This is a genomic window from Superficieibacter sp. BNK-5, from assembly GCF_047456055.1.
Classification (GTDB): domain Bacteria; phylum Pseudomonadota; class Gammaproteobacteria; order Enterobacterales; family Enterobacteriaceae; genus Superficieibacter.
The window spans coordinates 2539011-2553244 of sequence record NZ_CP179893.1; the positions used below are offsets into that span (position 1 = coordinate 2539011).

Annotated in this window: 23 protein-coding genes; all 23 read left to right on the forward strand. The window is 51.9% G+C overall.

The window, feature by feature from the left end; translation table 11 throughout:
• The first annotated feature begins 27 nt into the window (after positions 1 to 27).
• The 23 genes from ACMGGS_RS12180 (at position 28) to ACMGGS_RS12290 (ending at position 14229) form a co-directional block, all read left to right on the forward strand.
• The gene (locus tag ACMGGS_RS12180; RefSeq protein ID WP_414162878.1) at positions 28 to 408 is read left to right on the forward strand and encodes an STY1053 family phage-associated protein; all 381 of its coding nucleotides are present in this window, start codon (positions 28 to 30) and stop codon (positions 406 to 408) included.
• Positions 374 to 778 (forward strand): DUF4054 domain-containing protein, encoded by a 405-nt coding sequence (locus tag ACMGGS_RS12185; protein WP_414162879.1) that lies wholly within the window; start codon positions 374 to 376, stop codon positions 776 to 778. Before ACMGGS_RS12180 ends, ACMGGS_RS12185 begins: the two co-directional genes overlap by 35 nt.
• Positions 775 to 1269 carry a hypothetical protein gene (locus ACMGGS_RS12190; protein ID WP_414162880.1) on the forward strand — a complete coding sequence of 165 codons (495 nt, stop codon included), beginning with the start codon at positions 775 to 777 and terminating at the stop codon, positions 1267 to 1269. The genes ACMGGS_RS12185 and ACMGGS_RS12190 overlap by 4 nt, the downstream gene beginning before the upstream one ends.
• Positions 1256 to 1642 (forward strand): head-tail adaptor, encoded by a 387-nt coding sequence (locus ACMGGS_RS12195; protein WP_414162881.1) that lies wholly within the window; start codon positions 1256 to 1258, stop codon positions 1640 to 1642. Before ACMGGS_RS12190 ends, ACMGGS_RS12195 begins: the two co-directional genes overlap by 14 nt.
• Positions 1632 to 2177, forward strand: coding sequence for a hypothetical protein (locus ACMGGS_RS12200; RefSeq protein ID WP_414162882.1), 546 nt, complete (start codon positions 1632 to 1634; stop codon positions 2175 to 2177). Before ACMGGS_RS12195 ends, ACMGGS_RS12200 begins: the two co-directional genes overlap by 11 nt.
• Before the next feature lie 3 nt (positions 2178 to 2180).
• A complete protein-coding gene (locus ACMGGS_RS12205; RefSeq protein WP_414162883.1) occupies positions 2181 to 3326 on the forward strand; it encodes a DUF3383 family protein in 1146 nt (381 codons plus the stop codon).
• A gap of 10 nt (positions 3327 to 3336) precedes the next feature.
• Positions 3337 to 3777: a DUF3277 family protein gene (locus ACMGGS_RS12210; protein ID WP_414166260.1), complete on the forward strand. Its 441-nt coding sequence runs from the start codon at positions 3337 to 3339 to the stop codon at positions 3775 to 3777.
• 3 nt (positions 3778 to 3780) lie between these two features.
• Positions 3781 to 4212 carry a phage tail assembly chaperone gene (locus ACMGGS_RS12215; RefSeq protein WP_414162884.1) on the forward strand — a complete coding sequence of 144 codons (432 nt, stop codon included), beginning with the start codon at positions 3781 to 3783 and terminating at the stop codon, positions 4210 to 4212.
• Between the two features lie 35 nt (positions 4213 to 4247).
• Entirely contained in the window at positions 4248 to 4400 is a 153-nt protein-coding gene (locus tag ACMGGS_RS12220; protein WP_414162885.1) for a DUF6889 family protein, read from the forward strand.
• Positions 4390 to 6414, forward strand: coding sequence for a transglycosylase SLT domain-containing protein (locus ACMGGS_RS12225; protein ID WP_414162886.1), 2025 nt, complete (start codon positions 4390 to 4392; stop codon positions 6412 to 6414). Before ACMGGS_RS12220 ends, ACMGGS_RS12225 begins: the two co-directional genes overlap by 11 nt.
• Positions 6414 to 7007 carry a phage baseplate protein gene (locus tag ACMGGS_RS12230; RefSeq protein WP_414162887.1) on the forward strand — a complete coding sequence of 198 codons (594 nt, stop codon included), beginning with the start codon at positions 6414 to 6416 and terminating at the stop codon, positions 7005 to 7007. Before ACMGGS_RS12225 ends, ACMGGS_RS12230 begins: the two co-directional genes overlap by 1 nt.
• Before the next feature lies 1 nt (position 7008).
• On the forward strand, positions 7009 to 7311 hold the full coding sequence (locus ACMGGS_RS12235; RefSeq protein WP_414162888.1) for a phage baseplate plug protein: 303 nt from the start codon (positions 7009 to 7011) through the stop codon (positions 7309 to 7311).
• A 2-nt stretch (positions 7312 to 7313) separates the two neighbouring features.
• Positions 7314 to 8345, forward strand: a complete 1032-nt coding sequence (locus ACMGGS_RS12240) for a hypothetical protein (RefSeq protein ID WP_414162889.1) — start codon at positions 7314 to 7316, stop codon at positions 8343 to 8345.
• Positions 8346 to 8377: 32 nt separating this feature from the next.
• The gene (locus ACMGGS_RS12245) at positions 8378 to 8692 is read left to right on the forward strand and encodes a hypothetical protein (RefSeq protein WP_414166261.1); all 315 of its coding nucleotides are present in this window, start codon (positions 8378 to 8380) and stop codon (positions 8690 to 8692) included.
• A gap of 209 nt (positions 8693 to 8901) precedes the next feature.
• Entirely contained in the window at positions 8902 to 9462 is a 561-nt protein-coding gene (locus ACMGGS_RS12250) for a hypothetical protein (RefSeq protein WP_414162890.1), read from the forward strand.
• A complete protein-coding gene (locus tag ACMGGS_RS12255) occupies positions 9459 to 9731 on the forward strand; it encodes a hypothetical protein (protein WP_414162891.1) in 273 nt (90 codons plus the stop codon). The genes ACMGGS_RS12250 and ACMGGS_RS12255 overlap by 4 nt, the downstream gene beginning before the upstream one ends.
• A gap of 6 nt (positions 9732 to 9737) precedes the next feature.
• On the forward strand, positions 9738 to 10112 hold the full coding sequence (locus ACMGGS_RS12260) for a hypothetical protein (protein ID WP_414162892.1): 375 nt from the start codon (positions 9738 to 9740) through the stop codon (positions 10110 to 10112).
• 57 nt (positions 10113 to 10169) lie between these two features.
• Positions 10170 to 10823 carry a Gp138 family membrane-puncturing spike protein gene (locus tag ACMGGS_RS12265; RefSeq protein WP_414162893.1) on the forward strand — a complete coding sequence of 218 codons (654 nt, stop codon included), beginning with the start codon at positions 10170 to 10172 and terminating at the stop codon, positions 10821 to 10823.
• Between the two features lie 3 nt (positions 10824 to 10826).
• The gene (locus ACMGGS_RS12270) at positions 10827 to 11180 is read left to right on the forward strand and encodes a hypothetical protein (protein ID WP_414162894.1); all 354 of its coding nucleotides are present in this window, start codon (positions 10827 to 10829) and stop codon (positions 11178 to 11180) included.
• Positions 11180 to 12379: a baseplate J/gp47 family protein gene (locus ACMGGS_RS12275; protein WP_414162895.1), complete on the forward strand. Its 1200-nt coding sequence runs from the start codon at positions 11180 to 11182 to the stop codon at positions 12377 to 12379. Before ACMGGS_RS12270 ends, ACMGGS_RS12275 begins: the two co-directional genes overlap by 1 nt.
• Positions 12376 to 13149, forward strand: a complete 774-nt coding sequence (locus ACMGGS_RS12280) for a DUF2612 domain-containing protein (protein ID WP_414162896.1) — start codon at positions 12376 to 12378, stop codon at positions 13147 to 13149. The genes ACMGGS_RS12275 and ACMGGS_RS12280 overlap by 4 nt, the downstream gene beginning before the upstream one ends.
• A complete protein-coding gene (locus ACMGGS_RS12285; RefSeq protein ID WP_414162897.1) occupies positions 13149 to 13787 on the forward strand; it encodes a hypothetical protein in 639 nt (212 codons plus the stop codon). Before ACMGGS_RS12280 ends, ACMGGS_RS12285 begins: the two co-directional genes overlap by 1 nt.
• A gap of 1 nt (position 13788) precedes the next feature.
• Positions 13789 to 14229, forward strand: a complete 441-nt coding sequence (locus tag ACMGGS_RS12290) for a tail fiber assembly protein (RefSeq protein ID WP_414162898.1) — start codon at positions 13789 to 13791, stop codon at positions 14227 to 14229.
• The last annotated feature ends 5 nt before the right edge of the window (positions 14230 to 14234 follow it).

The following is a 14234-nucleotide window of genomic DNA, read 5'->3' on the forward strand; positions in this document are numbered from 1 at the left end:
CCCGGCAGGGGCCATCAGGAGTAATAAATGTCTAAGAAAACTATCCGGGTGCATACCCCGTTTACCTTCAGTTCTGAAGACGGTACCAGCCAGCATTTTGAAGCCGGAGAGCACACCGTTGAAGAAAATGTGGCCGGACACTGGTTTGTGCTGGCCCATGCCGAAGTGTCCGGCAAGGCTCAGTCCCCGGCTGACTCCAAAGAGACGCAGGCGCAGATTGACAGCCTGACCGCGCAGCTGGCGGACAAAGACAGGGCATACGCGTTGCTTCAGCAGTCCTCTGATGAAAAAGACGCGACTATTGCTGACCTGACCGCGCAGCTGGCGGCTTTGCAGGCTCCCGTGAATAACCCGGCAGCGGAAGGTAATGACGATGCCAAGAAACCGAAATCTGCCAGCAATAAATGATTTTCGCCGCGACTTCCCGCAGTTCTCCGACACCACGAAGTATCCCGATCCGGTAATCCAGTTCCGACTCAGCCTGGCTGATACGTTAATCGACGGCTCCGCTATGGGGGACATGTTCCCCTATCTGGCTGAGCTTTTCGTTGCGCATTACATGGTGCTGCATGCGGCGGATACCGCGGCGGGTGTTCTGGGTGGTGCTGGTGGATCAACCAGTGGCGTCGTCACGTCGAAATCGGTCGATAAAGTCAGTGTGAGCTACGACAACAGTTCAACACTCAGTGCTGACGCCGGGTTCTGGAACTTCTCGCGCTACGGCGCTGAGTTCTGGCAGATGCTTCAGTTCTTTGGATATGGCGGGATTCAGTTATGAGATCAGGTCTGTCGGTGCGTAATGACAACGCGCAGAGCATTCTGGATGCCCTCAAAGCCCTTATGAAAAAGGATGTTTTGGTGGGTATACCAGAAGACGCCAGCAAGCGCGAAGAGGGCGAGATCGGAAACGCTGCCATCGGCTATATCAACGAGAACGGGTCGCCGGCGCAGAATATTCCGGCGCGCCCGCATCTTCAGCCAGGTGTAAGGGCATCACAGCCTGATTATCTTCCTCATCTGAAGGCGGCCGCACAGAAAGCGCTGGAAGGCGATACGGAAGGCGCGGTTATGTCGCTTGATCGAGCCGGGACTGTTGCTGCGAACGGCGTGAAACGTTACATCACGATCACTGGCTTTATTCCCCTGGCTGACGCAACCATCGCCGCGCGCCGCCGCCGTGGAAGAAACGGAAATAAACCACTGATTGACACTGGTGAGTATCGCCGCTCAGTCACTCATATTGTGAGGGATAAAGATGCCGACTCTTGATGTCAGTGATGTACTACTGTCGCCGGAGTTTTACGATCCGAACCTCTGGTACAGGCGTAATGCTCAAACCGTGGACAATGATGGATTCACCACCAATACGCCCCTAAGGCAGCAGTTTGGCGGCGTGGTGACTGTTGACCGCTCGCTGGAAGCGCGGCGCATGCAGTCCGGGCAGGTCATCGCGGGGGCGATCCTGATCATCACTCAGACGCGCTTAATCAGCGGTAAAACCGGACTCGATTCCGACATCGTGGAGTATGAAGGCGCTGACTACCGCGTGACGTTCGTCGATCCCTACACCCGCTACGGTGCTGGCTTCGTGCAGGCCCACTTTGAACTGATGCCATTCGACGGGGGGCCAGGTGAGCAATGACAGCACTTCTCCAGGATACCTGACGCCGACCAGCGTACCTCAGGCTTACGATGAGGCGCTGGAACGTGAGCTGAGCCGGTGGGTCGGGGCAGTGTCTGGTCTGCCACCTGGCATGGTTCGCCCGCGCTGGACTCCTGTACAGGCGGCACTGCCCGCCGCCGACGTGAACTGGTGCGGATTTGGTATTACCGGCTTTACCTCAGATGATTCACCGGCGTTCGTCAGTCAGAGCGATGAAAGCGATCAGCTGTGGCGCCACGAGGTGATCGAAACGCTGGCATCGTTTTACGGGCCGTCGGGTCAGTCGATAGCGACGCTGTTTCGTGACGGGCTGACGGTCGAACAAAATAACGAAACGCTTAAGCAGCATGAGCTTTCACTCGCTGGCTACAGTGACCTGATCCCCTTTCCCGAACTCATCAATAACCAGTGGGTGCGCCGCTACGACATCACCGTGCGTCTGCGCCGCAAAGTTATCCGCGATTACGGCATCAAATCGCTGGCCAGTGCGCCAGTATCCTTTTTCGGAGATTAATCTATGCAACAGGGCTTACCTGTATCCGGCGTGGTCAACGTTGATGTGATCATGTCGCCCACGGCGGCGACGGGCCGTAATTTCGGTTCGCTGCTCATTCTTGGTACATCCACCGTCATTCCTGTAAAAGAACGTGTTCGCCTTTACTCCAGCGCGGATGATATCGGTGCGGATCTCGGGGAAGACAGCCCGGAATATGAGGCCGCGCTTATCTTCTTCTCGCAGTCTCCGCAGCCGACGCAGGTTTATATCGGCCGCTGGGCTAAAACGCTTGCCACCGGCGAAGCGGGTAGCGTTGAGACGCTGGCGCAGGCTGTCACCGCAGCGCTGCAATATACCAGTTGGTATGGTCTCGGCATTGCCAGCGATGACGATCTGACCGCCGCTGAGATTACGGCGACGGCGGCGGCGATTCAGGCTGCTGGTGTCAGCCGCGTGTTTGCTGTCACGTCTGACGATTCCGGTATTATCGACCCTGCGTCGACCACGGATATTGCCTCAACGCTGAAAAAAGCAGGTTATGGCCGTACTTTTGTGCAGTATTCATCGGAAAGTAAATACGCCGCGCTGTCCGCGTTTGGTCGTGCGTTTACTGTCAATTTCTCCGGCAATAACACCACGCTGACGCTGAAATTCAAGACTGAACCGGGCGTAACGTACGAAACGCTGACCACCGCGCAGGCGGCTGCTGTCGACGCCAAAAATGCCAATGTCTACGTTTACTACGCGAATGACACGGCCATTCTTCAGCAGGGTGTAATGGCGAACGGCGATTTCTTCGACGAGCGTCACGGCCTCGACTGGCTGCAGAACTACGTGCAGACCAACCTTTATGACCTGCTCTACACCTCAACCACCAAAATTCCTCAGACAGAGGCAGGTGTTACCCGGCTGCTGACCAACGTGGAGCAATCCCTCGATCAGGCCGCATCGAATGGCCTGATCGCGCCGGGCGTATGGAACGGCGGGGATATCGGTCAAATCACAGCAGGCGTAACGCTGACGAAGGGCTATTACGCCTGGGCGCAGCCTCTGTCCACCCAGGCGCAGGCTGACCGCGAGAAGCGTAAAGCGCCGCTGATCCAGTGCGCAATCAAACTCGCCGGTGCAACTCATTATGCCGACGTCCAAATCAACGTAGTCCGCTAAGGGGAAAATGATGTCCACTTACAGCTTTATTGACGTCTCGGCTTCTCTGACCGGCCCAACGGGCATTATCGATCTGGGTTATGGCTCTGCCAACTCAGACGAGGGGATCACGGTCACTATGACCGAGGCCAAAAACACGATGACGGTTGGCGCTGACGGGGAAGTGATGCACAGCCTTCACGCCGGGAAAAGCGGCACTGTCACCATCAATCTCCTGAAAACCTCCCCTGTAAATAAAAAGCTCTCTCTGATGTACAACGCGCAGTCACAGTCGTCTGCGCTGTGGGGAAATAACGTGATCCTGCTGCGTAACAAAGCCTCAGGCGACATTGTTACCGCCCGCGCTGCGGCGTTCCAGAAACAGCCGGACTGGAATAACCCGAAAGTGGCCGGAATGGTCGCCTGGGTATTCGATTGCGGCAAAATCGACCAGTTACTCGGGGAGTTTTAACCGATGGAATTTGAAATCAAAGGTGTTCAGTACCGTACGGAAAAACTCAGCGTTTTCGACCAGTTGAAAGTATCGCGCAAACTCCTGCCTGTACTGGCAGGTATGCTGGCAGACTTTCAGTCGCTGCGTGCTGCGTCACAGGGAGGTGATATGGCCCGCGCTATGGAAACGGTGCTGCCGAAAATTGCCGATGCCGTGGCGAGCATGAGCGATGACGATACCAACGCGGTGATCCATCCCTGTCTCGCGGTGGTTTCCCGTCGTCATGGTAAAGATGCATGGGTGCCAGTCTTTAGCGATGGCGAGCTGGCGTTTGATGATATCGACCTGATGAGCATGCTCCAGTTGGTCGGGCGGGTTGTCGGCGACAGCCTGGGAAATTTTTTGCCCGCGTCCCCCGCCAGCGTGACGGAGGGCCAGCAGCCGCAGGGCTGACGCTGGACACGCTGCCGGATGGTGAAGACTTTCTGATGCGCCCCGTTATCAGCGGGGTGTGTCGGTACGAATCCCTGAAGGATGGCACCCTCGACCTTGCCGATTTCGCCAGGATGAATGACTGGCTCGACCTGAAAGCAGATAACGACGCCCGTATAGAACGATGGAGAAACGCCAATGAACGCTGAGACTATCAAGGACTTTCTGATTAGCCTCGGCTTTCAGGTTGATGATGCAGGTTCCCGTAAGTTTGAGGCAACGATTGCTGGCGCAACGGTGCAGGCCATAAAGCTGGGTACGGCTGTTGAGGCTGCCGCGCTCTCCGTTGTGGCGTTTACGGCCAAAGTCGCCAGCGGCCTGGATAACCTCTACTGGATGTCGCAGAGAACGGGCGCCACGGTAGACGGTATCCGGCAAATCAGTTACGCCGTTTCTCAGATGGGCGGCAGCGTCGATGCCGCGCGCGGCTCGCTGGAAAATCTGGCGAGGTTTGTGCGTAACAACCCCGGCGCGGAAGGCTTCCTGAACCGCCTGGGTGTGCAGACGCGCGACGCCAGCGGCAATATGCGCGACATGGCGACGATCTTCACAGGTGTCGGTCAGCGCCTGAGCAGCATGCCGTATTACCGGGCGAACCAGTATGCGCAGATGCTGGGCATTGATGAAAACACCCTGATGGCGATGCGCCGTGGCGTGGGTGAATTCAGCGCCCAGTATTCGCAGATGGCAAAAGCAATCGGTTATAACTCCGATGCGGCCGCCGTCAGTGCCAACCGCTTTATGACCTCCCTGAACGCCTTCGGTCAGATGGCCGGAATGGCGCGGGACAAAATTGGCTCAAATCTGGCCGACGGGCTGGCGGGGTCCCTCGACAACCTGCGCAAGCTTATTCTCGATAATTTCCCGAAAATTGAGCAGGGCATCACCACTGTCGTGAAGGGTATTCTCTGGCTCGGGGATGCGCTCGGTCGTGTCATCTACCGGTTGATACAGGCGGCGGGCGATATCCGGGACTGGTGGGGGCAACTCGATAAAGGCACCCGTGATCTGATAGAACTCATCGGCGGGCTGGTGGTCGCCTGGAAGCTGCTTAACGCGGCTATGCTGGCATCACCGGTTACGTGGGTGCTCGCTCTGGCGGGGGCGCTGGTGCTCCTGTATGACGACTTCAGGACGTGGAAAGAGGGCGGCAAGTCGCTTATCGACTGGAGCAAGTGGAAACCTGAGATCGATGCCGCTGTGAAAATGGCGGGCGACCTGCGCAAAACGGTCGGCGAACTGACTACCTCGCTGGCGAAACTGCTCAACATCGATCCCGGTTCATGGTCCCTTAAATGGGACTTCAGCAATTTCATATCGCAGATGAGCGCGTTCAGTAAAATGCTGAGCATGATCGCTGACCTGCTGAATGCTGTGAATGACGGACGTTGGGCTGATGCCGCCAGTATTGGCAGGCGGTTGCTAAACCAGGGCAGCAGTAACGGCGATGCTATGCCTGCTGTTAGTAATAGCGCGAACAGTACTGCTGACTGGATGAAAGAAAACTTTGGCTTTGATCCGCGTGGTGCAGGCCGCTGGTTGAAAAATCAGTTTGGTTACGGTGACGAAGCCACGCAGTTTGGCCAGTCAGTCAAACGGCCACAGCCTACAGCGTCGGGCGCGGCGCTTCTGGGATGGATGCAGCCTGCATTACAGCAGCTTGAACAGCTCTATCGCCTTCCTGAGGGATTACTGCGCAGCGTTGCAATAATAGAATCTGGTGGCAATCAATATGCTGTTGGTCCGCAAACCAAATACGGCCAGGCTAAAGGGATGTTCCAGATCGTTGATGGCACGGCTCGTGATTTGGGTCTGCGAGGTAATGACGTTTTCGATCCGATGAAGTCAGCGCAGGCGGCGGCAAAATACCTTAGCCAGCTCTTACAGGCGAATGGCGGTGACCTGTCCAAAGCACTGGCGTCGTATAACTGGGGGATCGGTAACGTTCAGAAATATGGCATGGCGCTGATGCCGCAGGAGACGCGGAACTACGTCCCCCGGGTTCTGAGCAATATGCCCGGCGCCGGGGCAATACTAAACCAGGAAACAAACATCCATATTCATGGCGTCAGCGATCCACGCGAGGCAGGGAAAATCGTCTCTGACAGCCAGAATAATGTTAACTCCATGGCAACTCAGCAACTTAACCGGAGCCCGAGATAGTGGATATTCTCTCAACGCTGTTTCATCAGCAGAGTCGAAAAATCGACATTCTCATTCCCGATGTCGTTATTACTGAAAAACACAGTGACAATTTAGAAATTACTGAGCATCCAGTAGAGCGCCAAACCTCCACGGGTGCTGGATTCATTGCAGATCATGCTTACCGTCGTCCGTCTGAGGTAGTAATGGAAATCGGTTTTTCAGGTGGTGGGACACTCCTGGATTTGTTGGATACTTCCCGCATCGGTCTGTCGCTCGGTATAAGCCCCCGGGAGACCTATCAAAAGCTGCTCGATCTACAGCGCTCCAGAAAGCCTTTTAGCGTGACTACCGGCAAAAAACTCTACGAGAACATGCTCATCAAAGTTCTGGATGTTACTACAGACAAAACCAGTGAAAATGTTCTTATGGCCACTCTTACCCTGAGAGAGTTGATTATTTCGGAAACCCAAACGGTAAATGTGGCTGCCAAAGATGACATGAAAGAGGGAGCAAATACCTCTGCAGTGCAAAATAGTGGTATGAAAACCCCGAAGCCTGTCACCAGTCAGTCAGTACTAAGTAAGCTCAGCGACTTATTCTCAGGCGGATAGTATGGAAGCAACAGAAATAGGGTTCACCCCTGATAACCAGGCTTTCAGCATTGTTATCGATGGCGTGAGTTATCAAATGCGTGTTGTGTGGCGTGAAGCATTCTGGGTACTGGATATCATGGATGCCACCGGCTCACTGATTATCGCAGGAATTCCCCTCATCCCGGGGATGGATCTGCTGACTCAATATAAATATCTGGGATTGGGATTTTCACTTTTCGTGATTTGCGATATTGAGGGGCAGGAATACCCGACTCAGGATGACCTGGGCACACAAAGCCATTTATATGCAGTGATGGAGTGATTATGTCGAAAAACTGGATCAGGCATTTCGAGTTGCAGCTGGTTAATGATAAGGGCGAAGGCATTTCGCTGTCAGACTTTAAAGTCACCTTCAATATCCAGAAAATGCCCGCCACCATTTTTAACGGGTTCGTCGGTAACATCAAAATTTATAATCTCTCAGCAGAGACACAAAACCGTATTATGGGTAACGAATTTACCCGGGTTCGTGTCATTGCCGGTTATGACGGAAACCCGGATGAGAGCGGAAATTACCCTGACAGAAACATCGGGATGATCTTTAACGGCGACATCCGTTTCACTATAACCGGAAAAGAAAACGTAACCGATAGCTGGATCCTCATCCAGTGCATCGACAGCTGGGAAGGACATCTTAATGCCAGTGTTAAAACTACGGTCGCGGCTGGCTGGCGACATGCTGATTTATTTGACCTGGGCATGAAGTCACTGAGTCCTTACGGCATCACCGAGGGCAGCGTTCCTGATTTTGGCAGCACCGTTTTCCCGCGTGGGCGTACAATTTATAAAGGCACCGGCCGTCTCATGTACGACATCGCCGGGCAGTGTAAGGCTAACTGGTGGTACGAGAATAATCAGGTGCATATTGTCCCTGAGCAGAAGTATATCCAGGAGGCAATAGTACTCAGCGCCAACACTGGTCTTATTGGCATGCCGCAACAGACGTTGGGCGCAGGCGTTAACGTACGCTGCCTGATAAACCCGAATATCAGACTCGGTGGCCTGATTCGACTCGACCAGGCGTCAGTTTATCGCACCCAACTTTCAAACGACCAGATCGGCGCCGCGCCGGGGCGGTTGGGAGAGCAGGATACTGAGGGCAATATCTACGTTGACGGCATCCCTGGTAATGCTCAACTGGCAGCGATAAACACCGATGGTGATTACTTTGTCGGCAGCATTGATTATACTGGCGATACACGGGGCCAGGCATGGTATATGGATCTTCTCTGTCTGGCGAAGGGGAGCAGAGATCTCATGAATCAATCCACTGTAGCTAAGGTAGATTTGGGATGAAATTAAGAAAATCATTCGCAACAGTTCCAGCGATGCTGATTTTGTGCTCGTTCGCAGCCAATGCAGCGCTGCAATGCGGTGATTTCTATCTGAAAGCTGATTCAACGGGTATGACGCGAATCAATGGACAAGAGCCAGAGACGCAGAAAATAACCTTTTTGAAGGCCGCTCAGGACTATGACAACGTTAAGATCCAATGGATGTTGCCTTCAAAAGAAATCGGTCGCTGGGTTGGCATGGACTACGTCAGGCGAAACGGCAAGCCAATCCTCAACGTTGAAGTTATCCGCAAGAACATGGACGAGCCGCGCCAGTTCTGGACGTATGACTGTCAAAAAGTTAAGTAGTCGCCAAAGCCAATGTTACCGACAGCATGGACACGACGCGGGTGATCGGCTCGTTCCCGTGTAAGAAAGTGGCTGAGTGATTTATAACATAGCTTATACTGCTGATTATGTGTTGACCGTTTTTTAGTAAGTGGTAGAGTGTCCAGAATTTTTTGATTCACGTAACATCCGCTCGCAATCTCATATGTTTGATTAAAAGGTGTGTGCACATGGAGTTTGTTGGTTTTCACGGCACAGATAGCGCTAATGAGACGTCAATTCTTCAGTTAAATTTTACAGTTAGTGCCAAAACCGATGAGTGGTTGGGAACCGGAGCCTACTTTTTTATAGATGGTGTAGGGAATCCTACAGACCATGCTGATAGTTGGGCAAAGCTGCACGCCTACGATAAAAAAAGCAAGAGAAATCGTTACACCGATTATGTTGTTATTTCTGCTAAAATTGAGGTCGACAGTGTTCTGCGTATGGATACAGACGAGGGGAAAAACGCCTTTAATGTCTATCGTGAATACATAAAAAACGATCTTCGAACGAAGGGAAAAAGTGTTTCACAAAGCTTGATAGTAAATGATTGTGCTGTTTTTAATCACATTTTAGCTAACGCAGAGTTCGATGCCATTGTAAATTGCGAGTACATCAAACTTGATCGGTGGTCTAGGTTAAAAAAATATGGTTCCAGGATCCCTAATTGTAAGGTCTTAAGTGTTAAGGAACCGAAAGCCTCAATTGATGTCCAAAAGTTAAACGTAGTTACGAGGGGGGTTGTATGAAAACCCAAATGCAGATTGTACAAGAAGCCATCGCACGTTTGAACGCTATGAGTTCCGATGAATTTCGAGCGACACTTGTCGCTGCTGGAGCTATTGAAACTGGTGTAAGTGCAACGCATATGCTGTTCAGCAAGATTGTTCGCGTGTCTGTTCCAGTGGAATATGCACCCGAAGATTATGTTGTCGAGGAAACTAATTATGATGACTTTGCCTATACTGTAATTCGCAATGACTTCGGCCTGCACTCTGAGCTATCTCTTGTTTTTTAAGGAAAAATGATGGACTTCCGCCTAATTAAAATGCAAGTTTTAAGCATGAATTTTCATGAAGAACATGAGGAAGTGGAGGGAGATTCAAAGAAAGCCAGCATGCTTAAAATTGATGCTGCGATGGAGGCGAGCATTGACAGTCCTGCATATGCTCGCATGGTCATTAGCATCGAACTTAACGCGCCAGGCCGCTATAATCTCGATGGAAAAATCGCTTTCATTTTTAAATTTAAGGAAAAAACCTCTGAGGAAGAGCTAGAGAAAATGCTCCTTGAGGCCGATACTGAAAGATTGCTATATCCTTACATAAACACTTACTTAACAAATTTCATAATGGGTGCTGGCTATGCACGCCCCGGCATACCATTAATACTTAAGTAGTCGTCGATTTCATCAAAACCCGCTCCGGCGGGTTTTTTATTGCCCGGAGAAAAGTAAATGGCGGTATCTCTCAACTCTCAACTCGGCAGCAAAGAACAAGCCGGCGCCCATCTGGCACAGGCGATTATGTGTGAAATGCGGGTATCGTTGCCTGGTATTATCCAGTCTTTTGATCCCGATACCGTTACCGCCGTTATCCAACTAGCTATCAAAGGCTATGAGCCGGATAACGACGGCATCCCGCAGCCAGAGGTGCTCCCCTTGCTGGTGGACGTGCCGGTAGTCTTCCCGCGCGGCGGCGGCTGCACGCTTACCTTTCCGGTAAAACCCGGCGATGAGTGCCTGGTGATTTTTGCCGATCGCTGTATCGATTTCTGGTGGCAGAGCGGTGGTGTGCAGGAGCCGGTTGATTCCCGCATGCACGATCTGTCTGATGCGTTCGCCATTGTAGGCCCGCAGTCGCAGGCGAAGAAAATCAGCGGCATCAGCGCCAGCGCGGTAGAACTGCGCAGCGACGACGGCAAAACAAAACTGAGTCTCAACCCGTCAACGGGTGTAATAGCCGGTACCGCGCCTAGCGGGTTTAACCTGAACGGTCTTCAGATCCTATCTGACGGTCGCCTGCAACTGGTGGACGGCTCCATTGTCGATAAGCACACGCATGGCGGCGTTGAGCGTGGCGGGGATAATACGGCACCGCTGGGAGGATAACCGATGCGATACCGCCGTGAAGATGATGATGGCGATTATACTTTCGGCCATGGCGATGACACCTGGCTGATTAACTCACCCGAAGCCGTCGCGCAGGCAGTGCGTACGCGGTTTCTTCTCTGGTACGGTCAGTGGTTCCTCGACACTAAAGAGGGAACACCGTGGATTCAGTCCGTTCTCGGTAAGCAAAGACCAGGAACTTATACCCTGGCAATCCGAAAGCGCATTCTTGAAACGCAGGGCGTTAAAGCAATTACTGCATTTGATACCGTGCTTAACTCTTCCTCCCGCCGCGTGGTATTCACGGCGACGATTGACACTCTCTACGGAACAACGACCGTTACAAGCGAGGCTTAATGGCTCTCAATCTTGACACGCTGGGGTTAGCCGCCACGGTAACCGCACAGGGGATCAGTGCGCCTGATTACCAGACTGTCCTCACCACGATCACCGGTTATTTCCAGCAAATATATGGCACCGATGCTTATCTGGAACCTGACAGTAAGGACGGTCAGATGGTCGCGCTGGTGGCGCTGGCCATCCATGATGCGAACAGCACGGCCATTTCCGTCTATAACAGCTTCTCACCCGCTACTGCATCAGGCGCCGCGCTCACCAGCAATGTGAAGATTAATGGCATCTCCCGTAAATCAGCGACCAACTCCACGGTTGATCTGGAACTGACCGGTACTGCCGGAACGACAATCATCAACGGTACGGTGAAGGATGCGAACAACGTTATCTGGCGGCTGCCGGCGCAGGCGGTGATTGGCATTGACGGTACCGTGACGGTAACGGCCACCTGTACAACCAGCGGCGCAGTAGCGGCCCTGCCGGACACCGTGACCAATATCAACACGCCCACGCGGGGCTGGTCATCAGTGACTAACCCGACGGCGGCCACGGTGGGCGCGCCGGTGGAAAGTGATGCTGCGCTGCGCGTCCGGCAGAATAAAAGCGTGGCGCTGCCATCGGTGACGCCGTTCGATGCTGTCGACGGTGCTATTGCCAATATTGCTGGCGTGACCCGTCACAAACTGTTTGAGAATGACACGGGTGAGGTCGACAGCAACGGCCTGCCGGCGCATTCCATTTCCGCGATCATCGATGGCGGCGATGCCGAACTGATCGCGCAGACCATTCGCGGTAAGAAAGGGCAGGGTGTCGCCACTTACGGTAAGACGGCAATTATCGTTCAGGACAAATACGGCAACCCGCACATCATCAATTTTTCTCGTCCCGATGATGTCCCTGTCTTTGTGGACATAAAGATAAAGGTTTTCACTGGCTATACGTCGCTCATTGCCGAGCAGATGAAAACGGAGATCGCCGCGTATATTAACGGGCTGGGCATTGGCGAGGACGTTTTGCTGAGCCGCGTGTACTCCCCGGCAAACCTCGGCGTGGTCAGCGGCGGTAATGCGCGTTATTACGACATCAGCGAACTGACGATCGGTAAATCCGCAGGTACCGTGGCACCCGCAAATATTCATCTCGCGTACGATGAAGCCGCCAGTTGTGACACAGGCCATATCATTATCACGGTGGAGCCATGAGTAAATACACCGGACTGATAACCAACTACCACGCCACAAAGCCGCTCTTTTACCAGCATGTCGATTTGTCCACGCGCCCGCTGGTGGATGTGTCGCTGGTTATGAGCGACTTGGTGTCGGCGTTTGATATTGATTATGCGACGGGGGTGCAGCTCGACGTTCTGGGCAAATGGATAGGGCTTTCTCGTACCGTCTCAGCGCCTATTGCAGGTATATATCTGGAGTTTGACAAAGAAAAGGTAGGCTGGGATCAGGGGGTATGGCAGGGACCATTCGATCCAGATGAAGGATTTACTGATTTGTCGGATGAAACATATCGCACAGTTTTGAAGGTAAAAATTGCCATCAACAACTGGGATGGACAGAACGACACAATACCCTATATCCTGGACAAAGCTTTAACTGGCACCGGCATCAAAATGGCGATTGTTGACAATCAGGATATGAGTATTTCAGTCTGGCTGGTACCAGATAAGGAGTATTTCCTCAACATAACTGAGCGCCTGATTTTCGATTCTGCCATGAATGATGGTGAAATTATCATGATCCCTGACGGATTCTTGCCGTCACAATATGGCGTTAATCCAGTAGACAGGCTTCCTGCTGAACTTGTATGGGTTATCAAAAATAACTACCTGACAGTAAAAGCGGCTGGCGTAAGGCTAAGGGAATTTATAACTCCATCTGACGGATACTATTTTTTTGGGTTCGATGTTGAAAATGACTATATAGCCGGTTGGGATAACGGCGCGTGGGAGGAAAATTTCTGATGGCTAAGAACGAATTTTTACCATTTGCTATTGGAGCAGGAGCTAATGTTACATCACAAACTGAATGGGCTGCCCTTCAGGCTTTGGTAACTGGCTTCAGCTCAGGGAAAGCATCAAGTGCGCAGATTAATAAGGCTTTAAGGCAATCAACATTTATTGCTTCAGCTATGGCTCAGTTCATTATTTCAAAAACAAATGCAGACATCCTTGATAACGGTAACATTGAAAGCTTCGTTTCAAAATTTCAAAGCGCTCTGGCTTTCCAGTCGTTAAGTAGAAATAATCCAGGTGCTGATATAGCTGAAGATAACAATGAATTATCATTTCGCAACAATCTTGGCCTCAACGATACAATGAGCACAGATAATTACGGACTATGGTGGAACGCAGCGCTTTCATCTTTGCGCATAAGGATAGGTGGCTGGAACATTCCGAACACTACTGGGGGGACCGGAACTACTGTCATTTTTCCCCAGGCATTTCCCGATGCTTGTCTCATTGTAATTCCTGTACCCTCTACAGGTGGTGCTTCTGAACAAATTGGATGCCAGAGCTTTACTAATACTCAGGCAGTCATTCAGAAAGGCGCGAGTGATACAGAACCGCGCTCTGGTAAATACCTTGCTATAGGCTATTAATATGTCCAGTCAGAATTTTTACAGCCCATTAACCGGCGGATTCTATAATTCCATTAACAAAAAAGAGTACGAGGATTCAGTTACGGGGTGGCCCTCTGATGCCCTTGCTGTATCAGATAAGGAGTATGCAGAGCTGCTAGCCGGGCAAGAAAGAGGACTTGTTATTTTACCTGGTGAAAATGGCATGCCTTTCCTCTCAGAGCCTGTAATAGACTGGATGAGATCCGCTCAGACAAAAAAAGATAATTATTTATCTATCGCCGCAGGTATAACCTCTGACTGGAGAACCGAACTTCAACTGGGGATTATATCCGAAGAAGATAAAGGTAAGTTATCAGAATGGATGAGCTATATTAAGGAGCTTAAGGATGTTGATATTTCAGGTATTAATAATAAAGACTTATTTGATAATCTCAACTGGCCAGTAGCGCCATCACTGTGACAACC